Source organism: Streptomyces sp. NPDC039462, from assembly GCF_055639375.1.
Window position 1 is genome coordinate 2,264,577 of sequence record NZ_JBVKAO010000001.1, and the last position, 26,721, is coordinate 2,291,297.

Annotated in this window: 18 protein-coding genes and 4 pseudogenes; 7 read left to right on the top strand and 15 right to left on the bottom strand. The window is 67.7% G+C overall.

What is annotated here, in order from left to right:
* Positions 1 to 5: 5 nt before the first annotated feature.
* The 4 genes from ACZ7LU_RS09275 to vioD form a co-directional block, all read right to left on the bottom strand.
* Positions 6 to 1,349 carry a condensation domain-containing protein gene (locus ACZ7LU_RS09275; RefSeq protein ID WP_471916226.1) on the bottom strand — a complete coding sequence of 448 codons (1,344 nt, stop codon included), beginning with the start codon at positions 1,347 to 1,349 and terminating at the stop codon, positions 6 to 8.
* The gene (locus tag ACZ7LU_RS09280) at positions 1,346 to 4,570 is read right to left on the bottom strand and encodes a non-ribosomal peptide synthetase (RefSeq protein ID WP_471916227.1); all 3,225 of its coding nucleotides are present in this window, start codon (positions 4,568 to 4,570) and stop codon (positions 1,346 to 1,348) included. Before ACZ7LU_RS09280 ends, ACZ7LU_RS09275 begins: the two co-directional genes overlap by 4 nt.
* An 89-nt stretch (positions 4,571 to 4,659) precedes the next feature.
* Positions 4,660 to 5,691, bottom strand: a complete 1,032-nt coding sequence (gene gntD, locus ACZ7LU_RS09285) for a guanitoxin biosynthesis L-enduracididine beta-hydroxylase GntD (protein ID WP_471122335.1) — start codon at positions 5,689 to 5,691, stop codon at positions 4,660 to 4,662.
* Positions 5,692 to 5,733: 42 nt separating this feature from the next.
* The gene (gene vioD / locus ACZ7LU_RS09290) at positions 5,734 to 6,852 is read right to left on the bottom strand and encodes a capreomycidine synthase (protein WP_471122338.1); all 1,119 of its coding nucleotides are present in this window, start codon (positions 6,850 to 6,852) and stop codon (positions 5,734 to 5,736) included.
* Between the two features lie 352 nt (positions 6,853 to 7,204).
* Here vioD and ACZ7LU_RS09295 point away from each other — a divergent pair, with 352 nt between their 5' ends.
* Positions 7,205 to 8,407 carry a cytochrome P450 gene (locus ACZ7LU_RS09295; RefSeq protein WP_468560023.1) on the top strand — a complete coding sequence of 401 codons (1,203 nt, stop codon included), beginning with the start codon at positions 7,205 to 7,207 and terminating at the stop codon, positions 8,405 to 8,407.
* A gap of 65 nt (positions 8,408 to 8,472) precedes the next feature.
* Here ACZ7LU_RS09295 and ACZ7LU_RS09300 read toward each other — a convergent pair whose 3' ends face one another.
* The 3 genes and pseudogenes from ACZ7LU_RS09300 to ACZ7LU_RS09310 form a co-directional block, all read right to left on the bottom strand.
* Positions 8,473 to 12,012 (bottom strand): thioester reductase domain-containing protein, encoded by a 3,540-nt coding sequence (locus ACZ7LU_RS09300; protein ID WP_471916228.1) that lies wholly within the window; start codon positions 12,010 to 12,012, stop codon positions 8,473 to 8,475.
* Between the two features lie 177 nt (positions 12,013 to 12,189).
* Entirely contained in the window at positions 12,190 to 12,831 is a 642-nt protein-coding gene (locus tag ACZ7LU_RS09305) for a phosphopantetheine-binding protein (RefSeq protein ID WP_471916518.1), read from the bottom strand.
* Positions 12,814 to 14,139, bottom strand: a pseudogene (locus ACZ7LU_RS09310) (amino acid adenylation domain-containing protein); the annotation flags it as partial. The pseudogene ACZ7LU_RS09310 and the gene ACZ7LU_RS09305, both read right to left, overlap by 18 nt.
* A gap of 277 nt (positions 14,140 to 14,416) precedes the next feature.
* Between ACZ7LU_RS09310 and ACZ7LU_RS09315 the strand changes: the two are divergent.
* Entirely contained in the window at positions 14,417 to 15,628 is a 1,212-nt protein-coding gene (locus tag ACZ7LU_RS09315) for a cytochrome P450 (RefSeq protein WP_468559572.1), read from the top strand.
* Between the two features lie 65 nt (positions 15,629 to 15,693).
* On the opposite strand, the gene ACZ7LU_RS09320 is transcribed toward ACZ7LU_RS09315, so the two are convergent.
* The 3 genes from ACZ7LU_RS09320 to ACZ7LU_RS09330 form a co-directional block, all read right to left on the bottom strand.
* Positions 15,694 to 16,545, bottom strand: a complete 852-nt coding sequence (locus tag ACZ7LU_RS09320; RefSeq protein ID WP_471916229.1) for a helix-turn-helix domain-containing protein — start codon at positions 16,543 to 16,545, stop codon at positions 15,694 to 15,696.
* Positions 16,546 to 16,829: 284 nt separating this feature from the next.
* Positions 16,830 to 17,006, bottom strand: coding sequence for a hypothetical protein (locus ACZ7LU_RS09325; RefSeq protein WP_468559568.1), 177 nt, complete (start codon positions 17,004 to 17,006; stop codon positions 16,830 to 16,832).
* 642 nt (positions 17,007 to 17,648) lie between these two features.
* Positions 17,649 to 17,966 carry a S41 family peptidase gene (locus tag ACZ7LU_RS09330; RefSeq protein ID WP_471916230.1) on the bottom strand — a complete coding sequence of 106 codons (318 nt, stop codon included), beginning with the start codon at positions 17,964 to 17,966 and terminating at the stop codon, positions 17,649 to 17,651.
* Between the two features lie 1,233 nt (positions 17,967 to 19,199).
* On the opposite strand from ACZ7LU_RS09330, the pseudogene ACZ7LU_RS09335 reads away from it, so the two are divergent.
* A pseudogene (locus ACZ7LU_RS09335) lies at positions 19,200 to 19,517 on the top strand (transporter); the annotation flags it as partial.
* Here the strand turns inward: ACZ7LU_RS09335 and ACZ7LU_RS09340 are convergent.
* Positions 19,515 to 19,756 (bottom strand): annotated as a pseudogene (locus ACZ7LU_RS09340) (DNA cytosine methyltransferase); the annotation flags it as partial. The pseudogenes ACZ7LU_RS09335 and ACZ7LU_RS09340 sit on opposite strands and share 3 nt — an antisense overlap.
* Positions 19,757 to 19,874: 118 nt before the next feature.
* Here ACZ7LU_RS09340 and ACZ7LU_RS09345 point away from each other — a divergent pair.
* The 3 genes and pseudogenes from ACZ7LU_RS09345 to yczE all read left to right on the top strand — a co-directional run.
* Positions 19,875 to 20,039, top strand: a pseudogene (locus ACZ7LU_RS09345) (pirin family protein); the annotation flags it as partial.
* Positions 20,040 to 20,205: 166 nt separating this feature from the next.
* On the top strand, positions 20,206 to 20,781 hold the full coding sequence (locus tag ACZ7LU_RS09350) for a TetR/AcrR family transcriptional regulator (protein WP_471916231.1): 576 nt from the start codon (positions 20,206 to 20,208) through the stop codon (positions 20,779 to 20,781).
* Positions 20,778 to 21,530 (top strand): membrane protein YczE, encoded by a 753-nt coding sequence (yczE, locus tag ACZ7LU_RS09355; RefSeq protein WP_471916232.1) that lies wholly within the window; start codon positions 20,778 to 20,780, stop codon positions 21,528 to 21,530. Before ACZ7LU_RS09350 ends, yczE begins: the two co-directional genes overlap by 4 nt.
* A gap of 499 nt (positions 21,531 to 22,029) precedes the next feature.
* Here yczE and ACZ7LU_RS09360 read toward each other — a convergent pair whose 3' ends face one another.
* From ACZ7LU_RS09360 to ACZ7LU_RS09370, 3 genes are all read right to left on the bottom strand, one after another.
* On the bottom strand, positions 22,030 to 23,466 hold the full coding sequence (locus tag ACZ7LU_RS09360) for a DUF3533 domain-containing protein (RefSeq protein WP_471916233.1): 1,437 nt from the start codon (positions 23,464 to 23,466) through the stop codon (positions 22,030 to 22,032).
* 332 nt (positions 23,467 to 23,798) lie between these two features.
* On the bottom strand, positions 23,799 to 24,602 hold the full coding sequence (locus ACZ7LU_RS09365) for an IclR family transcriptional regulator (RefSeq protein ID WP_471916234.1): 804 nt from the start codon (positions 24,600 to 24,602) through the stop codon (positions 23,799 to 23,801).
* Between the two features lie 66 nt (positions 24,603 to 24,668).
* Positions 24,669 to 25,163 (bottom strand): VOC family protein, encoded by a 495-nt coding sequence (locus ACZ7LU_RS09370; RefSeq protein WP_468714386.1) that lies wholly within the window; start codon positions 25,161 to 25,163, stop codon positions 24,669 to 24,671.
* Between the two features lie 108 nt (positions 25,164 to 25,271).
* Here ACZ7LU_RS09370 and ACZ7LU_RS09375 point away from each other — a divergent pair, with 108 nt between their 5' ends.
* The gene (locus ACZ7LU_RS09375; RefSeq protein ID WP_471916235.1) at positions 25,272 to 26,111 is read left to right on the top strand and encodes a fumarylacetoacetate hydrolase family protein; all 840 of its coding nucleotides are present in this window, start codon (positions 25,272 to 25,274) and stop codon (positions 26,109 to 26,111) included.
* 48 nt (positions 26,112 to 26,159) lie between these two features.
* Here ACZ7LU_RS09375 and ACZ7LU_RS09380 read toward each other — a convergent pair whose 3' ends face one another.
* Positions 26,160 to 26,615, bottom strand: a complete 456-nt coding sequence (locus ACZ7LU_RS09380; protein WP_471916236.1) for a MarR family winged helix-turn-helix transcriptional regulator — start codon at positions 26,613 to 26,615, stop codon at positions 26,160 to 26,162.
* Between the last annotated feature and the right edge of the window lie 106 nt (positions 26,616 to 26,721).

The window sequence follows — 26,721 nt, forward strand, 5'->3', positions numbered from 1 at the left end:
GTTACTCAACTCGGTATGCGTGGCACGTCGACTGTGCTGATCGGCGCATCCGGGTCCGCGGCAAGCGCGGCCAGCAGCCGTCGGTATCCGTCGGCCACGTGCTGTGCGGTCTCCGGTTCGAACAAGTCGAGCTGGTACTCCAGGAACGCATCCATCCCGGCCGGCTTCTTGTCCGGGCCGAAGTTCTCCCGCAGGCTCAACGCCAGGTCGAACATGGAGCTGCCGGCGTCGATGTCCAAGGGCACGTCGGTCAGTCCGTCGAACGTGAGCCCGGTGTCGGTGTTGTCCTCCAGAGTCAACATGACCTGGAAAAGCGGGTGTCGGGTCCGCGAGCGGGCAGGGTTGAGTTCCCTGACCAGGTGATCGAAGGGAATGTCCTGGTTTTCGTAGGCATCAAGGGCGACGGCCTGGACCCGTTTGACCAGGTCCCGCAGACTCGGGTCGCCGGAGACGTCAACGCGGAACACCAGCATATTGACGAAGTACCCGACGAGATCGGTCAGCGCGTCATCCATGCGGCCGGCCACGGGTGAGCCGATCGGAATGTCGGTGCCCGCTCCGAGCTTGCTCAGCAGCGCCGCGAACCCGGCCTGTAACGCCATGAACATGGTCGCGTTCTCGGTGCGGGCGACCTCGGTCAGTGCCGTATGCACATCGGCGTCGAGGGTGAACTCGATGGTGCCCCCGGCGAAATCGGACGTCGGTGGGCGCGGGTGATCCGCCGGCAACCGTAGTTCCTGGGGAATGCCGTCGAGCGCCACACGCCAGTGCGCGAGCTGTCTCGACGCCAGGCTGTCCGGGTCCTCCTCACGGCCCAGCAATCGCCTCTGCCACAGGGTGTAGTCGGCGTACTGGACAGGCAGCGGCGGCCAATTCGGCTCGGCACCACGGCGGCGCGCCGCGTAGGCTCGGGCGAGGTCCCGGGTGAGCGGCCCCAACGACCAGCCGTCGCTGACGATGTGGTGCATCGAGATGAGCAGCACGTGCTCCTGCGGCCCCAGTGCGAACAGCCACGCACGAAGGGGCAGGTCGCGCACGAGGTCGAACGGGCACTCCGAGGCCTCGTACATCGCCTCATGCAGCTCTTCCTCGGCAAGCTCCTCGTACTCCAGTCCCACCGCGCATTCCGAGATGTCCAGGACGACCTGGTGCGGCACGCCCCCGCCGTCCCGGATCACCGTGCGAAGCGATTCGTGTCGCTGCACGACGTCTCGCAGTGCCTCCTCCAGGACTGTCCTGTCCAGCTGTCCGGTCAGCCGCGAAGCGAGCTGCATGGTGTACACCGAGCTGCCCGGATTCATCTGATGGATGAACCACAGTCCGAGCTGCCCCAACGACAGAGGGATCACGACTGGTCCCGACCGATGAGTGCCGGCCGGGTGATGGCGGCGAACTGACCGGAGTCGATCCGCGCCGCGAGCAACGCCGCGGTAGGCGCCTGGAACAGGGCCTTGATACCGATCTCCACACCCATGACACCGCGGATCCGGCTCAGCAGACGCACCGCGTGCAGAGACTGGCCGCCGAGTTCGAAGAAGCTCTCGTCCACGCCGACCGCGGCGAGATCCAGCACCTCGCAGATCAGCTTGCACAGTTGCTGCTCGCGCGCGGTGCCCGGGCCGCGATCGGTGACAGATGTACGGTCATCCGGCGCAGGCAGGTTGCGCCGGTCCACCTTGCCGTTCGTGGTCAACGGCAGGTTCCGCAGGCGCACCACGGCGGACGGAAGCATGTAACCGGGCAACTGTGACGCGGCGTGGGCGAGGATCTCCTCGTCGGGCGCCTGGGCCACTACGTAGGCGACGACGTGCCGCAGCCCAGACCTGTCCTCGCGCACCACCACGGCGGTCTGTTCCACCCCCGGGTGCGCCGCGATCACGTTCTCGATCTCGCCGAGCTCGATCCGGAAGCCGTTCATCTTGACCTGGTCGTCCCGACGCCCGACGAACTCGAGATTCCCGTCGTCACGCCAACGGGCCCGGTCTCCGGTGCGATACATCCGCCCCCCGGCCGGACCGAAGGGACAGGCGACGAAGCCGGCCGCGGTGAGGTCGGGTCGGCCCAGATATCCGCGGGCCAGCCCGGCGCCGCCGAGGTACAGCTCGCCCGCCACGCCCGCCGGCAGCGGCCGCAGGCCCTCGTCCAGGACGAAGATCTGGGTGCCGGTGATCGGCCGGCCGATGGGTGGCGGTTCGTTCCCCGCGTTCCCCGTCAGCGGGCCGCTCAGCGTCGCGCACACCGTGGCCTCGGTAGGACCGTAGGCGTTGAACATGCGGCAACGCCCGGACCAGCGTGCGGCGAGGTCGGCGGTCAGGCTCTCCCCGGCAACGACGACGGTCAGGTCCGCAGGCAGCTCCTCGTCGGGCGAGAGCGAGGCGAGTACCGAGGGCGGCAGGGTAACGTGCGTCACGGTCTCGCGGACGAGCACCGCTTCGAACGATCCCCCGACGAAATCGTGCAGACCCGGGACGAACACCGCCGTGGCACCGCTGAGCAGGGCCATGCAGAGCTCCGAGACGGAGGCGTCGAAACTCGGACTGGCGAATTGCAGGACCCTGCTGTCGGACCGTACGCCGAATGCCTCGATCTGCGCGCCGGAGAGCCCGGCGAGACCCTCGTGCGTGACTGTCACGCCCTTGGGCGTCCCGGTCGAACCGGAGGTGTAGATGACGTAGGCCGGGTGCGCGGACGTGAGGGGGTGTGACCGATGTGCGTCGGAGAGGTTCGCTGCCTCCGAGTCCGAGTCCGAGTCCGAGTCCGAATCCGCGTCCGCGCCCGTGTCCTTGTCACGCCCGGTCTGCTGTTCGTCGAGGACCAGGACCGGCATAGTCCAGGGCTGGGCCGTGGCGCCATTGGCATCGGTCAGCAGCAGGGCGGGACGCGCGTCGCCGACGATGTACTCGATTCGCTTGGCCGGATAGGCCGGGTCGAGCGGGAGGAACGCGGCACCCGCCTTGCTGATCGCGAGGATGGCCAGGACGAGGAGCGGGCCGCTGGGCAACGCGACCCCCACCAGCTTCTCGGGTCCCATTCCACGGGCGCTGAGAGCTCGGGCAAGCCGGTTGGCCCGCTCGTTGAGTTGTCGGTAGCTCCACCGCAATGCGCCGCAGGAGACCGCGCATGCGTCGGGGTGCCGCGCGACCTGGGCCTCGAAGAGCGAGGGCAGGACGACGGGATCGTACGATGCGCCGTCCCCGCTCTGCCGCGTCATCAGCAGAGCGTGCTCCTCCTGCGAGGTCAGTGGGATCTCGCACAGCGGCCGGTTCGGCGAGCGGACCGCGTTGGCGAGGAAGGTGGTGTAGTGCGTGGCGATGCGGCGGATCGTCTCCGGAGCGAACAGGTCGGTCGCGTACTCGATTTCCGCTTCGAGGCGGCCGTCCCGCTCGACGACCTCGATGCTCAGGTCGAGTTTGCTGGCGGTGCGCGGTGGTGGTGCGGCGCCCTCGATCGTCACTCCCGCGGCGTGCGGGGACTCCTCGAGCGCCTCGTCGTAGACGAACGCCGTCTGGAACAGCGGATTGCGGCTCGGGTCGCGGGGCGGACGAAGTCGCTCGATGACCTTCTCGATCGGCGCTTCCTGGTGGACGAGGCCTTCGATGGAAGCCTGTCGCGTCTGGTTGACCAGGCCGAGGAAGGTCTGGCCTCGCTCCGGGCGTACCCGGAGGGCCAGGACATTGACGAACATGCCGATCATGTCCTCGGTGCCCGGCTCGGTCCGACCGGCCATGGGGGTGCCCACCAGCAGGTCCTCTTGGCCCGCGTAGCGGCCGAGGACGGCGGCCCAGCCGGCGAGCATGACCACGTAGGGGGTGACGCTCCAGCGGCGGGCCGCCTCTGCGAGTTCGACGCCCAGCGAAGCCGGCAGGGTGAAGGAGTGGCTGGCGCCATGGAAGCTCATGCGTGCGGGACGCTGGTAGTCGGTGGGCAGGTCGAGTGCGAAGGACGCGTCCTTGAGCCGGCTGTACCAGTGCTCGACCTGACTGTCCAGCAGGCCTTCGTCGAGTGTGCGACGTTGCGCGACGGCGTACTGCCCGTAGGCGATGGGCAGCACGGGGAGCTCGGGCGTGCGGCCCTCGGCCCCCGCGGCGAGAAGTTCGGCGAGCTCCTGGACGAGCACGCCGGCCGAGACTCCGTCGAAGATCAGGTGATGTATGTCCACCAGCAGGCGGTGATCCGCGGGACCAAGGCGGTACAGGCCGAACCGTACGAGCGGCCCGTGCAAGAGGTCGAACGGAGCTGCCGTCGCGGCGCTCACCCGCTCGGTCATCTCCTGCTCCGAGGCGACATCCTGCGGATCGAGCCTGACGGGGTGTGCGGGGACGACGATGAACCGGGGCGAGCCAGACGCGATGGACACCACGGAGTGCAGCACTTCGTGGCGTTCGACGATGTGGGTCAGGGCCTGTTCGAGCAGCCCGGGGTCCAGGTGGCCGCGCAGGGCGAACACCACCGGGGTCCCGTAGTGCGAGCCCGCGTCGGCGAGCTGCTCGGAGGCCCAGATCCGCTCCTGTGCCAGGGAAAGGGGGAAGTCCCTGTCACCACGGCGGTCCTGGCTGTCTTTCGGTTGCATCGCAGAGTCTTGGGCAGTCGACACTGACGTCTCCCAGTCGTTTCCGGGTACGGTCCGTCCGGCGGCGTGGGCCGAGGCGCTGTAAGTCGTCAATGGATCACTCGCGCGTCGTGGCTGGTTCTGCGATCGCGCGACTTCCGCAGGTCGCGCGCCACGTTCAGCCTCTTGAGCCAGCGGTCCGTGCCGTCGAAGCGGGCCGTGAACGGCACCCTGCCGTGCACGATCTTGTAGTTGTCCAGGAAGAGCAGTTCACCCGGCTCAAGTACGTAATCCCGTATGTTGCGATCGACCTCCGCGACGATGGCCTTCATCGCGCGGGCGCTGTCCTGGTCGGCGTATGCGTCCTCCATGAAGAACGGATCGATGCGCAGATAGGGTGCCTCACGGTCGCCGAAGAGGATGGCGACGCGGTCGGGCTCGCTGTCCTTGGCCATGATCCATTCGTAGCTGCGCGCGAGCAGCTCGCGTTCGCGCGTCGACATCTCCCGGTCGTCTTCGGCGTGGTGCGGCAGATGCGAGCGGTCGGGCCTGATCGGGTACCGCTCCTGACCGAGCAGGTCCCTGATCTCATCAGTGAGCTCGAGGTCGTCGACCGAGGCGAAGGTCGTTGCCACCCGGTCGTGGTTGCGCAGGCACGCCAGGCCGAGGTAGTCGGCCCGCAGCGGGTGGAAGGCCTCCTCGGTGTGCCAGGTCAGCAGTTCTTCACTGCCCGAGCCGAGCTGCTCGTTCTCGTGACCCTTGATCGGAAAGATGTCGTGCATGATCCGGCCGTCCTGCTGCGTCGCCCAGGCGATGGGGTCGCCCAGCAGGGACGCGCAGAGCATGAAGTACACCTCCGCGGGGAGCGTGGACGCCCGGCCGACCTGGGTGCGCCAGTGCTCAGGAGTAGGCCCGACGGCGACGTCGTCGATTCGGAAGCCGCGGATGGACAGCACGCTGCCGGAGGCCTCCAGGCGGAACGCGTTCAACTCGGCGCGCAGCCGCTGCGGCAGTTCGTGTGCGTATACCGCGCACTGCCGGACGAACTCCGGGTCACTGACCGAGTGGAACTTCGCCGTGAGTGAAGTGAGTACTTCGTCGACTGTCTTCAGCTCGATGTCTGAGAGTTCAATGCTCTGCATGTTCGTCAGGGTTCCTTTCCGCCTCAGGGGTGGAGACTCGCCTCAGGGTTGGAGACTTGCGGCGAACTCAGCGCCCAAAATGTCCAGGCCGTTGCTCAGTTGGCCGCGATCCCCGCCGAATCCGAGCCGGACGCGGCACGGGTGGTCGAATGCCCGGCCGGGGACGAGCAATATGTTGCTGGTCTCTCCCAGCCGCCGGCACAGTTCAGTCGTGTCCCGCCATGGGCGCAGTAGCGGGAACGCCGTCACTCCGCCGAGAGGCAGCGGGAGGTCGACATGGTCCTCGTGCCGCGCGGCCCAGTCGGCCAATAGGCGCCGGTTGACCTCGGCGTTCTGCAGCCGGGGAGCGATGAAAGCGTCCGCACGCTGTACGACGCGCAGCGCTATGTACTCGAGAAGCGGGGAGAGGCTGAGGGTGATGCGGTCGCGCAGGTTGGTCATCGCCCGCAGGAGCTCCGGTTCGGCCATGCACCATCCGAAACGCATGCCGGGCAGACCGAAAGCCTTTGAGAAGGTCCCGATCGACACGGTGCGCGGATACGTGAGTCCGGGGTCCGGCAGCGGCGCGGCATCGTAGACCAGGTCCGTGAATGCGCCGTCCCACAGGAGATGGGCGCCGACCTGGTCGGCAATCTCCAGCAGGCGTCGGAAACCAGCGAGGTCGAGTGTCGCGCCGGTCGGGTTGTGCGGAAAGTTGACCACAATAACCTTGGTGCGCGCGGTGACGAGCCTCGCGAGTTCCTCCACGTCGGGACGGAATTTGTCCTCCTCACGCAGCCGCCAGCGCAGGACTTCGCACCCCATGGACTCCGCGACGGACACGTGCGAGTGATAGGCCGGGTGCAGGGCGACGACTTGGTCACCCGGCTCAAGGAGGGTCTGGAGCGCGACGTAGATGGCTTCGCTGCCACCGTGCGTCAGCATCACCTTGCGCGCGTCACCGTCTCCCCAGCGTGCGGCGATGGCCTCACGCACGTCGTCCCGGCCCAGGCACGGGCTGTCCCGGAAAACGATCTCGTCCAGTTCACCGGGCTCGATGCCGGCGAGTTCTCGCACCTGCCTGAGCGAGTAGTCAAGAACCCCACTCGACCCGATGTCTATCGCAGCGTCGTGATAGTGGTCGCGCATCCAGTCTTCGAGCAATGCTCCATCAAAATTCATCGTTCTCCAGAACCTTGTCTGGCCCAATGACTGTGATTCCTCAAACACCCGGATCGAGGGTGTGAGGTCTGCTGCGGAGCAATGTATGTCCTCCCCGATATGGGCAGTTGACAGATATTGCCCGCTGCGGGATCTGCATTGCTGCCCATGGTCGCCGAGCCGGCGGCCACGGCCCGGCAGGCGAGGCCCGCCCCTTTGGCCCGGGCCGCGAGGACGGTGGATGGTTGCCGACCGTTGCCGGATGTTCGATCAATATTGCTGCGTCATCTGCCGTCGCCGATCCGGCTGTTAAGGTTCCGGAGCGCGATTCCGAGCAAACTCCGTGACAGCAAAGGTGATTTCCTTGGTGGACATGCGAGCAGGGTTCGACTACGACAGCCATGACCCGGCGATAGCGGTGGACCCGTTTCCGACCTATGCGAAACTCCGCGAATCCTGCCCGGTGCAGTGGAGCCGCGCCTGGGACGGCCATTGGGTCACGACCGGCCACCGTGAGGTCAACTCGGCGGCCCGCGACGCCCGTACCTTTCAAACGGCGCAGGACAGGGCGGACGGTACGGTGCAGGGGGTGACCATTCCCTCGCTCGGGCAGAGCAACCGGATGATACCGCTGGAACTCGACTCACCGGAGTGCCTGAAGTACCGCAAGCTGATCTCCGTTTTCTATTCCCCGAAACAAGTCGCCGCGCGTGCCGACGAAGTCCGGCAGTTGGCGGCGGCCTGTATCGACGAAGTGATCGAGCGCGGCGAGTGCGACATCGTTCTGGCGATGACCGAGAAGCTGCCCAGCATTCTGACCATGCGGGACATCGGACTGCCGGAGGAGCGGTGGTTCGACATCGACTCCCAGCTCTACCGGGCGCTTTTCGCCGCTCCCCACGATCCGTCGACAGCCCGCGAATGCGCGCAACTCATCTGCCTGGAGCTGGTGGAAGCACTCGACGCGCAACGGGACGGCGATAAGCGGGGGCTGCTCGGGCACCTGGCGACCTGTGAGGTGGACGGAGCACCGGTACCGGACGAGGACATCGTCTCGATGATGTATTTGCTGCTGCTCGGCATCCATCCGACGTCAAGCGTGACGGCGATCGCGCTCCGTACCCTCGCCCGGCAACCCGAGTTGCGGTCACGGCTGATGTCCGACCGCTCGATGATCCGCACCGCCGCGGACGAGTTCCTGCGGTGGGTCTCGCCCGTTCAAAGCACGGGCCGGATCGCCGCCGAGGACGTCGAACTCGGCGGGCAGCGCATCGCCCGGGGCGAGCAGCTGCTGCTCGGGTGGGCCGCGGCGAACCGCGACGACTCCGTCTTCCCGCACGCGGACCGGATCGACCTGAACCGCGACGCCGGCCGCCACCTCGCCTTCGGTGCCGGCCAGCACTATTGCGTGGGCGCGGCCATGGTACGAGAGATGTTCACGGCGATGCTGGAGGAGGTCTTCGACCGGATACCGGACTACACCGTCGCCAATGACGCGGCGATCGAATGGTTTCCGGATCTGACCCCCGTCTACGGGATCAAGGCTCTGCCGATACGGTTCACGCCCGGCCGATGAGCACACCGGAGACCCGGCTGGAGGACGCGGCGCCTACGACGACTCGGCCGCGTCCTCCGGTGTGCTCACCCTGACAGTCGCGCCGTGCGATCTCCGAGTCCGCCGTCCGTGGGACGCCCCGCTGTCATCAGGTCCTTCAGATCCCGGGCGTACTTGGCGACGAGGTCGCACGTGACGCTCGGGATCTCCCCGTGCCCGGCGATCGCACCGGCCCGGACGGCCGCGCGGAACCGTCCGGAGGGGATGACGGATCCGGGTACCGGGTCCTCGGGCTCCTTGTAGCCGTGCAGGATGGGCAGCGCCGCGTACTGCCGCTGATCCTGCGGCAGGGCACGCAGCGCCGCCTCGAACCGCTGGTACCACTCGGCGTAGTCGTCCACCCGCTCGATGGCGTGGCCGTCCCGGGCGAGCCAGTCGACAATCGCGTCGAGGGAGACACCGTCGTCGTGGGGGTTCACGAGGCTGAACGTCCGGCATCCGGACGGGGCTTCGGAGGTGCTGCCGCCGCTGCCGCCCCCCAGCGCCACCATGGCGGCAACCGTGAAGTCGACCGGCAGGCCGTCGTAGTGGGCACGTTCGCCGTCCGCACGGTAGAAGCTGCGCGGCGCGATCCCGGTGGCGAGCACGCTGAACAGGAGGCGGCTGAACACGTCGGTGACGTTGAGCTGTCCCCCGTACCGACTGTGCGCGAGGACCATGCTGGACCGGAAGGCCGTGACCGGCACTCCGCACAGGTCGTGCGCCTCCCGCAGCAGCACTTCGCCGGCCCATTTGCTGGTCGCGTACCCGTTGGCGTAGCCGTCGTCGACGTTCAGGGCCGGTATGCCGACGCGGATGTCGGTGTCCTCGTCGAGGGCCGGTCGGCAGGAGTCGGCGACCCCGACGCTGGAGATGTAGGTGATCGGCTTCATCCTGCGGGTGAGGGCCAGCCGGACGACCTCGGCGGTGCCGACGACGTTGGCGTCGAAGAGGTGCGGGTACGGCAGGAGGTGGTTCACCACCGCACCGGCGTGGACGATCAGATCGACCTCGTCGGCCAGCCGGTCCCAGGCCGCCTCGTCCAGGCCGAGCCGCGGTTCCGCCATGTCACCCGCCACGACCTCGAGATGGGCCGCGGCCAGATCCCCGTACGTCCGCACCAGCTCCGGGTCGCCGCTGTCGTAGGCCGCGTCCAGCCGCTGCCGGGCCGCGGCGGCGTCCTTGCCGCGCACCAGGGCGATCAGCCGGCCGTCGGCCGGTGCCAGGGCGCGCAGCCATTCCAGGGCGAGGAAGCGGCCGAGGTAGCCGTTCGCGCCGGTCAGCAGCACGGTGCGCGGCTCCCGCTCGGCGCGGGGCAGCGCGGGGGCGTCGGCGAGGAGGTGTGCGTCGAGGAACTTGTCGAGGGTGAGGTCCTTCGCGTGCACCTCGGTCACGCCCTCGCCGTGGACCGAGGCGAAGGTGGGCCGCCGGGCGGCCGTGACGCGGTGAGCAGGGTGCCCGGCGTCCTCGCCTCTTTCCTTGTGCTCCACGATGCGGAGCGTCATCTCTTTCAGCGTGACCGGTTCCAGGAACAGGTCGATCGGTACGTCGATGTCCAGCTCGTCGCGAAGCCGTCCGGCCAGATGCACGGACGTCAGTGAGTCGCCGCCCGCGTCGAGGTACGTCTTCTCCAGACCGGCGGACCCGTCGAGATCCAGCGCCTCGATCACCAACTCGGTGACTCTGTCTACCAGTTCGCTGCCCAGAGGGGGCGCCGCGTTCTCGGCGGGCGCTTGGGCGGCGGGCGTCTGAGCGGCTGGCGCTTGTGCGGCCGACGCTTGAGCAGCCGGGCCGCGCAGTGTCAGGGCGCCGTAGCTCTCGCCCGCGAACGGGTACGACGGGAGCCGTACCCGGCGCACCTCGCCGTCGAGTGTCGGCCAGGTCACCTCCTCACCGCGTAGCCACGCCTCCCCCGACGGGTCCCGCACCGGATCCGGGTGGCCCTCGGCCAGTGCCATGAGCTTGTCCGACGCCTCCTCCACGCCGGCGGCGACCACGTAGGCACGCACGGGCATCCCGACCCTGCCGGTGCGCAGGGTGTGCGCGACATCGGCGAGGGCGAGGGCGGGGGCGTCGGACTCGCGCAGACGTGCCGCCAACCGCGAGGCCACGAGAGCGAGTTGATGCTCGGTACGGGCCGACAGCGGCAGGACCGTCGGGCAGCCCCCGGCCTTCGCGCGCGGCTCGCGTGCCGGTGCCTCCTGCACCACCGCGTGCACGTTCGTGCCGCCCATGCCGACCGACGTCACGCCGGCCAGCCGAGGCAGGTCCGGTCTGCGCGGCCAGTGGCGGGTCTCGGTCACCAGCCGCAGCGGCGAGTCCCGCAGGGCGGCCATCGGGCTCGTGACGTTCACGGTCGGGGCCAGGGTGGCGTGCTCCAGCATCAGGACCGTCTTGATCAGCGCCGCCACACCGGCCGCCGCGTCGGCGTGCCCGATGTTCGACTTCACCGAACCGAGCGCGATGCCGACGCCGCCGTCGAGGCCGGCTCGGGCGTCCAGGTCGGTTCGGGCATCGAGGTCGGCTCGGGCGTCCAGGTCGCCTCGGGAGTCGAGGCCGGGTCGGGAGGTGAACGCCGCGCTCGCCGCCGCCAGTTCGATCCGGTCGCCCAGCTCGGTCCCGGTCCCGTGCGCCTCCACGTACTGCGCCGCCGACGGCTCCAGCCCCGCCGCGGTCCACGCCTCGGTGATCGCGGCCGTCTGCCGGCCCACGCCCGGGGCGGTGAAGCCGACCTTGCCGGCCCCGTCGTTGGTGACGGCCGTGCCCCGGATCACCGCGCGCACCGGGTGGCCGTCGGCGAGCGCGTCCTCCAGCCGCCGCAGCACCAGCACGCCCACCCCGCTGCCCGGCACCGTGCCGGCCGCCTTCTCGTCGAAGGGGCGGCAGCGGCCGTCAGGGGAGGAGGTCCCGCCCTGGTAGTAGACGTAACCCTCCTTGCGCGGGGCGCCGATGGAGACGCCGCCCGCGAGCGCGGTGTCGCACTCGCCGAGCAGCAGGGCCTGGACGGCGACATGAACCGCCGTCAGCGAGGACGAGCAGGCCGTCTGGACCATCATGCTCGGCCCGTCCAGGCCCAGCCGGTAGGAGACCCAGGGCGCCAGGAACTCGCGGTCGGTGAGGAGACGCACCTGCATCGCGCCGAGCGACGCGGCGAGCGCCTGGTCCGTCTCGGCGGCCAGCGCGTGCTCCGTCGAACTGCCGCCCATGTACACGCCGGTGCGGGACGGTGCGTTCAGCGGGGCGTACCCGGCGTCCTCCAGCGCCGACCAGGCGGTCTCAAGAAGCACCCGGTGCTGCGGGTCCAGGGCGGCCGCCTCGGTGCGGTTGAAGCCGAAGAGCTCGGCCTCGAAGCGGTCCGCGTCAGCGAGATACCCCTGTACCGGGACGAACGCGGGATGGCGCAGCTCGGACGGGTCCGTCCCGTCGGCGAGCAGTTCCTCCTCGGTGAACTCGGACAGCGAGCAGACGCCGTCGCGCAGGTTGGCCCAGTAGGCGTCGAGGTCGGGGGCGCCGGGGAAGCGTCCGCTCATCCCCACGACGGCCACCGCCTGCTCAAGGTCGTGTTGTGCGGCTTCCTCGGTCTTCATCGCGTCGTGCCCTTCTTGGAACGGAGCTTGTACGGGGCTGTCCGGCGGTCGCTGCCGCGCGGAGGAGCTCCAGCTCGGCGGTCTGGTCGAGACGGGCAGCCACGGAGGCCACGGCGGCCACCGTCGGGTGCCGGAACAGGTCGGTCAGGGGGTGTTGGGGTCCTGGAACTCCGGGTGTCACCGCCGTTCCCCTCCCTCTAGGCGCCGGCGCCGTGCTCGCAGCGCGCGAGAGCGCCTGTCCGATGCCGCTTGCGCGACCACAGCCGGACCCTCGTCCGAGGGAGCGCCGTCACGGATCAGCGTTGCCTGCGCCGCCACCGTGGTGTGCGAGAACAGAGCAACAACCGAGAGCCGAACTCCCGCATGCCGCTCAAGGGCGTTCTGCAGTTCGAAGAGCTTGACCGAATGGCCGCCCAGATCGAAGAAGTTCACCTCGATCGGAACGTCTTTGCGCTTCAGTACCTCGGCCCACGCGGCGGACACCCGTCCAGTCGTGTCGTCCGTGGGGGCGGCGGCTCCATCCTCTGTCTGGGAGTCAGGGTGGGTTTCTGCCAGAGCACTGAGGCGCTTTCGGTCGATCTTGCCGTTGGCAGTCACAGGGAACCGGTCGAGCACGTGAATCCAGTTCGGAACCATGGCTTGCGGCAGTCTGCGGGCCACATGCTCGCGGACGGGTTCTGGAGAAGTGCCGGGAGGCGACAGGACGAACCCGACGAGCTGGGTCCGCTCCGCGTTCGTCACCACGACGGCGTCGCTGACCCCTGGTGCGGTACGCAGATGAGCCTCGACCGCGCCGAGTTCTATCCGATGGCCACGGATCTTGACCTGCTGATCGCGGCGGCCGAGAAATTCCAACTCACCATCGTCGTTCCACCGGGCTAGGTCCCCCGTGCGGTACATCGTGGCGCCCTCGACGTCGGTGAAAGGGTCGCCGATGAAAGCCTGGGCAGTCGCTTCAGGGCGGCCGAAGTACCCTCGCGCCACCCCTGTGCCGCTGATGAACAACTCGCCGCTCGCACCGGGCGGGACCGGCTCCAGCTCGTCATCGAGCAGGTAGAGGCGGACGCCAGGCACCGGCCCGCCGATGGATATCGGCCCAGGGGCCTCGTAACGGCGGAAGCTGGCCCATACGGTGGCCTCGGTCGGGCCGTACTCATTGACCAGGGCGACCGTGCGGCCGAACAAGGCGAAATGGCGTTCCACCAATGCCTCGGTCGGCGACTCGCCGGCCACGATCACCGTATCCAGCGCATCCAGCCGCGTGCCCTGCCGTGCCGCGGCGTCCAGCAGTGCGCCGTAGAGCAGCGGCACGCAGAGCAGCCGGGTCACCTGCCGGCGTTCCACCAGGCGCGCCAGCCGCTCGGGATCGCGGATCTCGTCAGATGCAGCTACGACCAGGCATCCCCCCGCGGTCAAGGTCCCCCACACCCCGGCGACCGAGGAGTCGAAGGCCAAGGGCGATACGAGCAGGAAGACTGGAATGCCGGGGTACACCGCGCGGCGTGCCCGAGTGGAGGCGGACAGCTGACGGTGCTCGACCAGGATGCCTTTGGGCTCGCCGGTGCTGCCCGAGGTGTAGATGACGTAGGCGGCGTCGTCGGGTGCCACGGCGACTGCTGCCGCAGTGGTCTCTTCTCCTTCTCCTTCTCCTTCTCCTTCTTCTCGTCTTCGTTCTCGCCCTCGTTCTCGTTCCAGGGCGTCCTCCGCTCGAATGACCGGGCGGGTGAGCGTGGGCAGTCGGTCGGACGTGCCGTCTGCGACGATCACGGCGGACACGCCCGCGTCGGCGAACACATCGGCGATCCGCTGATCAGGGTGGGCCGGGTCTGCGGGGACGTACGCGGCACCTGCGTACAGGATGCCGAGCACGGCGGCGATCATCGCGTTCGAAGGTTCGACGAGCACACCGATTCGCTCGCCTCTGCCCGCACCTGCCGTACGGACCAACGCTGCGATGCGCCTGGCCCAGGCGTCGAGCTCGCCGTAGCTCAGCTCGGTGTCCCTGCTCCGAATGGCGACCCTCAGCGGATCACTGGCGGCTATTCGGGCCACGACTGCATGGACTGGGCCGAGTTCGTCGTGTGGAGCGTTCAACACAAAGTTCTGTTCTGGCAAGGTTATCAACATTTCCCCGCTAATTCTCGGCTGATGCTGCCCGGTTAAGCTCCCGAAACGGCTGCACTCTGACACCCGTTCACCCCTGCGTCAATGCCGCGAGAAGGGTCGGCGAGGCGGCGCGCAATATGTGTCCAGAAGAGCGCAATAACTGCCTGCCGCGCTTTGCCGACGACGCTTGACGCCAACTCGCGGACATCGCTAGCCTACTCGCCATTCCCATCACGGGCGCAGTACTTAAATCCCGTGGATTACTCACAACCTGCCAGGCGATGCTGGGGGATCCTCCATGCGCACTCCCCATACGACGAATCTTTCCCACCTGCTCGATCCCGAACATGCGGCGGAGCCATACTCGTTTTATGCCGAGTTGCGCACCAAGTCACCGGTGCAGTGGGATGACTGGATGCAGACCTGGGCGGTGCTCGGTCATCCGGAAATAGTCGACCTCTCCAAGGACAAGCGTCTTTCTGCGGCCAAAATATCGGATTTCCACGAGAGCCTCCCCGAACAGGCCCGTGGGGATATCGCGCTGCTGGCTCGCACACTGTCAGACATGATGCTGTTCAATGATCCGCCGCAGCACACCCGGCTACGCCGACTGATCAGGCCCAGCCTCTCCCCCCGTCTCACCCGGGAACTACGCTCTCATGTCCAGGAGTTGGCCGACGAACTGCTCGACAAGGTCTTGCCGAGCGGGCGCATGGACATCATTCACGACTTCTCGGAACCGCTCAGCCGTGGCGTCATCGCGAAACTGGCAGGCGTATCCGACGACGCCACCCACCTCCTGGAGGGCTGGCAGGGGCTGCTGCATGAGTTCTTCACCCAGTCCGACTCCCAGAACGCGCGGATACAGGCACTGCGGGAGTCCTTCGACCGCACTGCCACCGCTCGTCGAAACGGTACGGCCGACGACTTCTTCAGCCGGATGATCAGTCCCCAACTCCGGGCAGCCGACTACACCGAGGACGAGGTCTTCGCCAACCTCCTGCTGCTCATCGACGCGGGGCAGGCGACGACCACGCATCTGATCGGGAACGCGGTCCTCGCCCTGTTGCACAACGACGAGCAGACTCAGCGGCTGCGCAGGGATCCCGAGCTGATCACACCCGCCACGCACGAACTGATGAGATACGACAGTTCGGTCCAGTTCACCACTCGGAAGGCGCTCGCCGACATCGACCTCGGTGAGCACCAGATCCGAGCCGGCCAGTCGGTAACCCTGGTTCTTGGTTCAGGGAATCGCGACCCCCGCCGATACACCGACCCTGACATATTGGATGTCTCCCGACCGGCCACTGACCACCTGTCGTTCGGGCACGGCATCCACTACTGCCTGGGCGCCTCACTGGCTCTCACCGAGATCGACGTCGCACTGCGGGCGTTGCTGCGTCGGACCACGAACTGGAAGTGCGAGGTGGCCCGGCCCGAGTGGCTGGAAAGCCTCAACTTCCGCTTCTTGGCATCCCTTCCGCTCACTTTTGAGGCAATTGACTGAATGTGGCATCCGCGTCGGCCGAAGCAGAGTCGTCTACGTGTCGGCGTTCACGGTCTTCACGGCGTTCACGGAGAGGGCGGATGCTGCCCTCTCTGCCGGTACTCCGAGGGCGAGCAGCCCATGTGCTTCCTGAACACCCGCGCGAAGTTCTCCGGATTCGGGAAACCACAGAGCCTGCCGACCTGGGATATGGGGTAGCTGCCCGCTGTGAGCAGATGACGGGCAGCGTCGATGCGTAACCCGGTCAAGTACCGCATGGGCGTCTTTCCCGTGGTGGCAGAGAATCGGCGCAGGAAGTGGTACCGGCTGAGGCGTGCTTCTCCGGCCAGCTGGTCGAGCGTGATGTTCTCGGACAGGCGTCTCTCCATGTAGGCCCGCAGTGTGAGCAGTTGTTCCGGGCTGAGACCTCCCGTACTCGGCGATGGGGAACGGAATGGATGGAGCAGGTATTCGGCCAGGTAGTGGGCTGCACTCAGGGCGTAGCGTTCTCCTGCACCTGTCTTCTGGGCGTGAAGCAGCGTTTGCGCCATGGATGCGACATGCGGATCGAAGGCGCGCAGTGACTGTAATTCCGAAACGTCACGGACGGGAGCGGCGGTGTGGGTGTCCAGTGCTCGCTGAAGGAATTCAGTGGAGAGCTGGATATAAACGACCTCGAATGGCAGAAGTCTGGGCGGTGTCTTACTGAGCCGGATCAGGTTGTTGGGTGCGACCAGGCAGACCTCTCCGGGTGTGAGCGTGGTACGCCGCCAACCGTGATCGTCTCGACGTGCAACCTGGCACACACCTCGTATGGGCGTGACGATGCCGAACCATTGATCCGACAATTGGTATGTACATGTGCCGCTGTCGTGTCCAGCGGCTTTCTCTTCCACAACGATTTTCTGACAGGTTTGGTCTCGCCACGTAATGGTCACGTGTTGTTCCTTGCGTGGGTCGGGTGTCGGGGAAGGAAGAGGGAGGGGATTCACGGCAGGGCGATTCGCCGTGCGCTTATGGGGGACGTGCGCTTATGGGGAGGGCGGCATTCACCGCCGCCGGCCGGTGTACGGCTGGCGCGTCCAGCCGTACGCGCCCGTACGCCGACTCCCGACAGACTGCCGGTGAGGGCCCGTGGGGACAGGTGCCCTCACCGGCTTCTCTGTGCGCAGGCGTACCCGGGCGGAGGCGACGGGAGAAGTGGGTCAACTGGTGAAGAAGGTCAGTCCGTACAGCTGGTCAGCCGGAGGAGGGCGTCAGCTGGGGCATCGGCTGGGGCGTCGGCCGGAGATACCGGGCCGGCCTTGGCGATGAGGAAGAGGTGGCTGCCTGCCTGCGTCTCCTCGGTGACCGCGGCGGGGGCGAGGCGGGTGGAACGGGCGACATGGCGCGAACGCAACGGGATCTCCGTGGTGCTGAAGGGTGCGGAAGTGCTTCGTCCAGCGGGTGGCTGGGATGACCGCAGCTTGTTCAGTGATCCGCCCTGCCCGCCACAGATGACGGCCACTACGGGACGCTGGAACGCCGAAACATGCCCTGACCAGTACGGAAGTCGGGGGTGTGGAACGGGAGGTTGGAACGTCGGGACGTCGGGACACCGGTACGCCGGCTGCCGAACGCTCTCTGACAAGCCGCTCCGACCCATCCGGACGACCACCGGTCAAGCGGGTGAATCCGCCTCACTTCGGTGCCGAAGCGAGAACTGCCGCATAGGCCTGGGGGCGGCCGACCCTGCAGCGTCCCCAGGGCTCGGAGCCGCCCACACTGCGGCCCCGAGCCTCGCTAACGACCTACGAGACAGTTCCTTTTCGCCCATGAGCGCGCCTTCCAGGCAAGAGGAGTGAGGAAGCGGCGGACAGCGGTACATCTCCGCGGCTGCTCCCTGCTGATGACCATCACCCTGTTGGGCACCGCTCACGTCGCGCTCACGTTTGGCTGACGTCCGCGCCCCAGGAGGCCCACGACGACGCCGGGCCCGAGGCGCGCGAAGCGTCGTCCGCATCGCCGGCGGCCAGAACAGGCCGACCGCAAACTTTGCTGCTCAAGTCTGGAGCCAGGCCACGGCGGGGGTGAGGGCATCCTGTGTCGGCACGATTTCGTCCGGCTGGATGGGAGCGTCGCCGTACACACGCCCCAGCCGGTCGGCCTCCCGGACCGCTGTGAGCACGAGCATCGCACCATCGCTCAGCTCGATCGCGGCGTTGCCGGTCGCCAGCCCGGCGGTCGGCTCTCCGAAGGTCCGTACATTTCGCTTCCCCAGGAAGGCGATGAGTGTGGCCTCCGCGGCGCTCATCGTTCTGCCGTCGATGAGCATTGCCACGCGGATATCCGGGGCTGTCAGTTGGTAGGGATTGGGCACCGGCGACATCGCTTCCTCGTCGTGGTAGACGATGCCGTCGCGAAGTCTCCGCCGTGGTGGTGCCGGAGACCGTGTCGAGAGGATTTAGATTGTCGGTCAGGACCACGGCCCCTGCGTCCAGCGCCTGGAGGCGTCGCCAGCGGCTCAAGCTGCTTCCGCTGCCGCCGCAAGGGCCCGCTGCGCCCCCCTCCATGTCGTGCGACCCCAACGGCTCGGCCGGGAGCAGCAGGGTCTGGTGAGCATGGTGGTACCGGATGTGGGCTGCCGACGGTCTCGGCTGTGACGCTCCGGGCGCCCAGCAGCCCCCTGGCGGGATCGCCAAGCCCGGTCTGAGCTGCACGATTTCTCAAGCGAGCGCAACCTGACACGTTTTCGATGACCCATCATGTGGAGTGCGTGGCGATCCTTGAGCCTGCCGAGAAGGGCCGCTGACCTGCGGTTTCGCCTGGTGTGCATTATGGGCGCTGTGTGCGTTACGGGCGATATCTTGACGCACGGGCGACGCACGTGACGCACGTATGACGCACGTTCGCTGTATTTTCTGATGAAGCGTCAGGCATATGGAAGCCGCCCCTACTACCCAGTTCATCTGGGAGGCAGGGGCGGCTTTCATGTGTTCAGCGAGAGCTTCGGCGCGGACCGTTGTGGCGGTTGGGGTGTCGGCCGGCCCGCACGTCGTGGGTGCCGTGCCGAGGGGGACTCGGCACCTGAGGTGGGATGGCCCCGCGGCTCACCCGCTGGGTTGAGGGCGCGGCGAACAGGGGGCCTTGCTCACGGTCGCCGACGGCCTCTTGCAGGAGCCGGAGCGTCTGGTCGCTGACAGGAATTTCACGCCTGTGGGGATGACGTCTCCCACGTTCAACGCGAGAGCGTCGTCCAGCTTTACGTTGCCCTCGCAGAGCAGCCCGGCAAGGGAGCGCACGTGTGCCGGGACGGCCTCCTTGGTGAGAAGGGCCTCGATATCTCTGGCTGAGAGCCCGTCATGCGGCGCCCAGTCGTCTGCTTGATGTGCTTGCTCTGGAAGGTTGTTGCGGGCAGCTCCGGCTTCGTCGTGCAAAGGGGCTCCTATCTCCAGCTTCCGGCCCGAAGGCGCAGCAGGGTTGCGTGACAACGGATCTGCGTTTTGGAGGCGACCTCTCATGCTAGGCGGGCGCGGACGAAGGGATCCGTGGCTGTGGAAATATCCCTGCGCTCAGCGCTGTTCTCGTGTGGCACCGAGAACATGAAGGGGGAGTGGCGGCCCTGAAGCTGTTCAAGACAGCAGGTGGTGTCAAGGAAGTCAGCGCGCATCTTGCTGAGGTCGAGGAGGATGTGCAAGATCTCGTCGAGGCGCACATGAAGGCGATGCTGGGTGTCACGTTCCTGGCGAGCGAGTACGTCATCGACTGTGTCGACGGTGGGCGGATCGACTCGTTGGGCCTCGATGAGAACGGCGCACCCGTGTTCGTCGAGTACAAGCGTGGCACCGACGCAGGCGTGATCAACCAGGGCCTCTACTGCATGGCCTGGCTGACGAACCACAAGGACGCCTTCCGGAACCTGGTCCGCGATGCCGCGGTCGCGGGCGTCGCTGAGGGTCTTGCGGGAGCCGGGGGGGGGCTCGGCCCGCCGCTAGGGTCGCCCTTGGCGCAGACGGTCGGTACGGGGCGGTCGGTGGCGCTCCAGCCGAGGGCCTTGGCCATGGAGACCCAGCGGGCGCGGCCCGGACTCAACAGCGCATCGCGCCACCTCATACCTGGCTCGATCGGTAGAGCGGCGAACCTCCTTGATGCCCGTTTCGCTGCCTGAGGAGTATCGCCGCCACGCGGCAAGGGTCGTGGCGAACATCAAGTGGGCGATGCTGACCTTTTGCTGACCTCTCGCAGCGAACAAGGTGCCTGACCTGTACGAACGTCCTGTCTGCATGAGATGTGGTGGAACTTCGTCGGCCGCACACACGAGGACATCGCGCGGGCCCGCGAGGACTGGATGACCGGCGACCGCTTCGGCGTCGTGAAGGGATACGACGGGGACCCACTCCCCGCCCCCGAACTGCCGAACGTGCCGCTTAAGCCGCGGGGGCGGGTGCGCTGAACTGGGGTTTTGCGTCTGGCGCACGCGAGGAGGAGCTCTCTCGGGAGAGCTCGTGATCGCCCGCGGCGGGCAGCGTCGGACGAGGTCGCGGCGGTCGACGGCCAGAGAGCGGGGCGGTCGGTGGCTCGGTCGTCGTGAAACTTGCCTTACTGGTAAGTTAAGTTTCATGAGTCCTCGAAGGAGTGCCAGGAGCCAGCTCGTCAGTAGCGCCGAGGAGGTCTTCTACAACCGGGGCTTCGCAGCCACCAGGGTGGACACGGTCGCGCAGGAAGCCGGTGTGTCGAAGCCGACGCTGTACGCCCACTTCAGCGGTAAGAGCGACCTCGCCGCGACGGCGCTGCGGCATCGGCACGACGAGGCGGCCGCGGAACTGGCGGAGTGGCTGGCCGGTGTGGAGGATCCGGCCGCCCGGCCGGTAGCCGTGTTCTCCTGGCTGGCTCGCCGGTACGAAACCAAGGGCGCGCGAGGCTGCGCCTTCCTCAATGCCGCGGCCGAGGTGGTCGACCCCGAGGATCCCGTACGGCAGGCTGTCCTGCGGGAGAAGCGGTGGCTGCGCGAACTCCTCATCACGCTGTGCGCGGAGGCCGGGACGACGGCGCCCGAACGCACCGCCTCACAACTCCTGTTGCTCATCGACGGCGTGGCCGGGCGGGTGGTCGTCGAGGGGCCGCAGGCCGCCGCGCGGGCGGTGGCCGACGCCGCGGACGCCGCCGCCGTCCTGCTGGAGGCCGGTACGCGATGAGGCACGCCGGAGACCGGATCGCGCGGCGCGCCGTCCTCCTGCTGTCAGGTCTCGCCCTGTACGGCGCCAGCACGGCCCTGCTCGTCCGGGCGGGCCTGGGAACGGACCCGTGGACGGTGCTCACCCAGGGCGTCGCCCGTACCACCGGGCTGACTCTCGGGCTCGTAGTCGTCCTGGTCTCGGCCGCCGTGTTCGTCCTCTGGATCCCCCTGCGGCAACGCCCCGGCATCGGCACCCTCGCGAACGCCGCCCTCGTCGGCCCCGTCCTCGACCAGACGCTGCGGGTCCTGCCGGCACCGCACCCCTGGCCGTGGCGGTTGCTCTTCCTCCTCGGCGGCGTCGTCGGCACCGCGGTGGCCACCGGGCTGTACGTCGGGGCCGGCTGGGGACCGGGTCCCCGGGATGGACTGATGACTGGACTCGCGCGACTGGGCATTCCGCTCCTCGTCGCGCGTACCCTCATCGAGGCATCGGTCCTGGTGGGCGGATGGCTGCTCGGCGGCACCGTCGGCATCGGCACGGCGGTGTACGCCCTCGGCATCGGGCCACTCGTCGCCTTCTTCCTGCCGCGCCTCTCCCTGCAGCCGGGTCATCCCGACTCCGCGCCGGACGGGCAGGAAGCAACCGCTGAGAAGCACTCTGCGAGAACTGGGTACCTATGGTCCGCAGCCGTTCGAGCGCGTGATCGTTCGACGACCCCGGGACGGCTGTGTAAAGAACGACGCGCAGGTCACTGCCCTCGACAGTGAGGACGTTGCAGTCGAGTGTTGCACGTCGCGATTGAGCAGCTGCAAGCCTTCCGTGATGTCGGCTGCGTGCGTGCGCTCGGCATGCCCGGCCCGCCCGCCGCAGAGGGGACGACCGCCGCGGGTAACGCGACCGTTCGTCGAGGTCGCTGCCCGGCACGGAGTCGCGCTGCTGCTGACGGAGCCGCTGGCTCAGGGGCAGATCACGGGAAAGTACACGCCCAAGTGCCATCCGCGTATCGCAGCCGGTGACCAGCATCGAAGCAGCCCGCCGTCGGCACGGTAGTGGTCGACCCGAGCCGACCGAGGACGCCAGCGCGGCCGTGCATGCCCCTGCACGGCCGCGCCGCTCTCCGGCCGCGCACCGGAGCGCCGCCGGTGCTCCCCGTCCCCACGGTGCCCGGCGGCTGCCGCGCCCCCCTGCCGGATCGAGCCGGGTGGACGCGGGTTGGGTTCCGCCTCTGTGCCGCACCACTGAGGCGGTGCTCAGTTGATCCCGGGATTATGCGGGGCCTGGCATGGATGTGCTGGCCGGGGCAGGGTGCTGACCGGCGGCGTCGATGCCTGTGGGGGTTTCCTTGTCGTCGTGGTGCAGGAAGGCACGCAGGCGCTCGAGGGTATTCGGGTGGATCCGGTGCAGTCCCTTGTGGTCGTAGAACCAGGTCACCAAGAATCCGAAGAGCACCGTGATGGCCAAGCCAACGCCGAGGACGGTCCAGGCGCGTCCCAGTCCGGCTGAGGACTGCGCATCGAAGTACATGATGGCCCGTACTCCGTCGCACAAGGCGCGCTGCGGCTCGAACGAAGCGAGGAACTTCCAGAACGGGGGCATCGCCTGGAGCGGGATCGCGCCGCCCGAGGTGGGGATGGCCACCGCGACGAAGACGAGCATGGCCACCACGATGCCCGGCCCTCCGAGGACGGCGAGGACACAGAGCGTTCCGATGCCGACCGCGGAGATGGCCGCGGTCCCGAACAGCCACAGCTGAGCCGAATGCGGAAGATCCAGGTCGAGTGCGAATGTGGAGACGGCCAGTACGCCGGCTGAGACCACGGCCGCGGTCGCTGCCATGATGAGTGACTTGGCGAGCAGCGTTTGGCGTCGGTTGATGGGCTGCGGGAGGAAAGTGTGCCGCGTGGGGCCGAACTCCGATGCGCTGAAGCCGAGTTCGGCGTCTGTCATCGCATTGATCAGGTTGGCGCCGAGGAAGCCGGCCATCATCAGGAGCAGGGCGTAGAAGAAGGCGGTCATCCCCATGCCGGTGCGCTCGCCGAGGGGGGAGCCGGGTTGCTCGACCACGGTGACCGGATCGAGCAGGAGGGCCCGGTTGGCGTGCGGGACGGGCTGCCCGGCCTTTTGGGTTTGCTGCAGGACGAACTGGCCGACAGCTTTGGAGGCGCCGATCGCTGCCTTCTGGCCGGTGTTCTGGCCGATGGACGCGGCCATGGAGCCGCCGCCATGGTTGGTCAGGACGGTCACCGCCGGTTTGGCCGGCTCAGGTCCGACGAGGCTGAGCATCTTGGCGCTGTAGTCCTTGGGCAGGACAACCGCAGCGAACAGTTCGTTCCGCCCGATGCGTGTCTTTGCTTCGTCGAGGGACGAGAGGGTTTCCCACTTGATCTGCCGTGGGTGCTGAGGCTGAGACGTGATGCCTGTCAGAGCCTGGCCGCCCAGATTCTGGGTGGATTCGCCTGCCATGGCCCCTTGGTCGAGGTTGACGAGCCCGACGGGTGCGTCGCGCAGATCCGCGTTGGGATTGGCCACGCTCCCGTTGAACACGACAGCGATCACGCAGAGCGCGACCGTCAGCAGGAGACAGGGTACGAGCCAGACCTTCGGGCCGCGGAGGAGGTGGAGGGCGCTGCTCACCCTTTGCGGGTGCGGCGACGAGGGATGCATCCGTTTTGACCGATCTTCGTAGATACCCAATGTGTCCATCTGACTATAGCTATAGTTCCATGGGTATTTGCTCTGGATCGGCTGTGGTGTGCGCGACCGTTATGAGGCTTGACTCTTCGACGGCCGTCCGCTCGAGGTTCCGGCGACGGCTGCCTTGCTGGTCAGGGGCGGTCACGGCGGACCTGGTTGGCGGTACCCGGATCACGGCGACCCGCCAACCCGTCTTCCGGTCGGTGTGCGCCGCCCCGCCTCGAAGGCGGTATGCACACGTGTCGTCGGGGCGGGGTTCGGCATCCGCTTTGGTCGGGACCGCGAGGCTGGTGACGGTCAGTCGAGCCTTCTCTATCCGGCGTGCGGGGAGTCGGAGAGTGTCAGGCCACGGCCATGCGCGTCACTTGGGCGGACAGGTCGTCCGCGGCTTCCCGGACTGCCTTGACGTAACGGGGTACATCCCGGTCGGGTACCCGGTGTGACAGTGCGGCGAGGCTGATGGCGGCGGTGACAGTGCCGTTCTCGCCGAAGACCGGCGCTCCGATGCCCAGCACGTCCGGGTCCAGCTCTCCGCGCCCCACGGCGTAGCCCTGCTCGCGGATCAGGGTCAAGTGCGCTCGCAGCTCGCCGGGCTCGGTGTGTGTCGCGTCGGTGTAGCGGGGGAGGGGTGCGGCCAGCAGGGTGTCGAGTTCCGCTTCCGGCGCCCAGGCCAGGAGGGCCAGGGCGGCGGCGCCGGCGTTGACCGACAGCACCTGTCCGCGCTCGTAGGAGAGTCGAAGTGCCGTGCTGGCCTCTTCGCGTTCCAGGCAGACCACGGCCGCTCCCGTCCTACGGGTGAGCAGGACGGGCATCCCTGTCCGCTCGACGAGATCGCGCATGACCGGCCGCGCCAGGTCGGACAGGCCCACCCCCTTGCGGGCGAGGCGGGCGAGGTCGAGAACCCGCGGGCCGAGCCGGAACCCCGAGCCCTCGCTCTCCTCCAGGAAGCCGTTGGAGGTGAGGCTCTGCAGGTAGCGGTAGGCGGTGGAGCGAGCCACGCCCAGGTGCTTGGCGACCTCGGTGGCCGGCAGCACCAGGTGCTCGTCGTTGAACATCAGCAGGATGTCCAGGGCCCGGTCGGCCGTGGAGTTGCGGCCGCGATACCCCTGACCGCTTCCTGTTTCACGAGGAGTAATTCCTGACATGCAGGAAACCTACCAGGGGCAGACGCGGGTCGGCGTCTTGTGGGGCGGCTACTGGTTGTGGGGCGGCTACTGGACGGGCTGGTAGGCCTCGGAGCCGTCGTTCAGCAGTCGGTCCGCCTCGGCGTAGATCTCGTCCGCACTGAGGCCGAAGTCGATGGACTTGCGGAAGGGCTGGCGCACGTCGCGGTCGATGCGCAGATACACCTCGTTGCGGTTGCCCTCGGGGTCGAAGAAGTAGATCCCGAAGGCGTTCCCATGGGTGACCTCCTGCTGGACGTTCACGCCTTCCTTCTCGAAGCGCCGGTGGAACGCGCGCAGATCCTCCAGCGATTCCACCCGCCAGGAAATCTGATGCTGCTGCTTGTCCCCGATCGCCGCGGTGCGGCCGGTCTGCAGCACGAACTCGTGGTGCTCCTCGTCCGGGCGGGCACTGAAGAAGACGATCTGCAGCTTCTCGTCCTCGTCGGTGACGGGCAGCCCCATGACGCGCTCGTAGAAGTCCCGCATCTTCGGCAGGTCGTACACCCATAGGCCCGTGTGGCCGAGTCCGGTGATGGCCATGTCGCCAACCCTTCAAGTGTCTCGTTTAGCAGGACAACTATCCTGCATTTCGCAATTAGCGTACGATCGGGCTGCGGTATCGGTCAATGAAAGAAGAGGTGCATCACCATGCGACTGGCCACACTCCGGGTGGGGGACGAAACCCGCGCAGCCCGGCTCGACGGTGACTTCTATGCCCTGCTGCCCTCCCGTGACGTGGGTGAGCTGCTGGCTTCGGGGGAGGGCTCGATCGAGGCGGCCCGGCGGGGTGGCGGGCAGCGGGTCCCGGTGGAGGAGGCCGAGTTCGCGACGCTCGTACCCCACCCCAACAAGATCGTGTGCCTCGGCCTGAACTACGCGAGCCACATCAAGGAGATGGGACGTGACACCCCGCAGTACCCGACGCTGTTCGCCAAGTACGACGGCTCGCTCATCGGCGCCCACGATCCGATCACGCTGCCGTGCGTCAGTGACCGGGTGGACTGGGAGGCCGAGCTCGGCTTCGTGATCGGCCGCACCGCCCGACACGTTCCCAAGGAGAAGGCGCTGGAGTACGTCGCCGGTTACACGGTGGTCAACGACGTGACGGTGCGCGACTATCAGCGGCGTACGCGGGAGTTCCTGTCAGGAAAGACCTTCGAGGCGACCACGCCGGTCGGCCCCGTACTGGTCACGGCCGACGAGTTCGGCGGTCGGGAACCGGACCTGGAGATCCGCTGCGAGGTCGACGGGGAAGTGATGCAGTCCTCGCGTACCTCGGACCTGCTGTTCGGGATCGCGGACATCGTCTCCTACGTGAGCGACATCATCACGCTGCTGCCAGGCGACCTCATCTGCACCGGCACGCCGGGCGGTGTCGGTGACGGCCGGGAGCCGAAGGTCTATCTGAAACCGGGTCAGACTTTGCGGACGGTGATCGAGGGGCTCGGAGAGACCCGCAATCTGTGCGTGGCAGAGCAGACCGCCTGATCTGGCCGAGAACGAGGGTGGCGTGACGTCACCCCCACCCCGGGCCGGCTACCGGGGCGGAGCCAGGGCTGCCGCCAGATCCCACAGATCGGGGACGGCGGCGTTGATGCGTTCCACCGCTTCCGGCGAGAGCCCGGCCAGCGCCGAACCGATCTCCTTCTGGAGGCTGTCGTTCACCTCGCCGCCGGCAGCGATCATCTTCCCGGTGGGGTGCAACTCCACGAAGCGCCGGTCCGTCGGGCTCTGGCGCCGCTCCAGGAACCCGTCCCGGTGCAGGTGTGTGACGAGCGTGCTGACGTTGTTCGGCTGCATGCCCAGGGCCTGGGCGATCTCCCGCACGCTGATTCCAGGCCGGCTGTCGATCAGGCGCAGCACCTCGACCTGGGCGAGCGGGCGGGCCGCTTCACCGGACGGGGGAGTCTGGCGTTGGCGCAGCGCCCGGTGAAGGGTCCACGTGAGCCGGACCAGATCGATGGGGAGTTCTTCGGTGGGGCGCTCGTTCACGAACCCAACCTTACCTCTACCTCTATAGGTACCGCTGTCGCGTGAAACCCGCGTCAGGCCGCACAGGTCCCGGACGCGGCGTCAAGCCGCGCGGCGGTCCACCCTG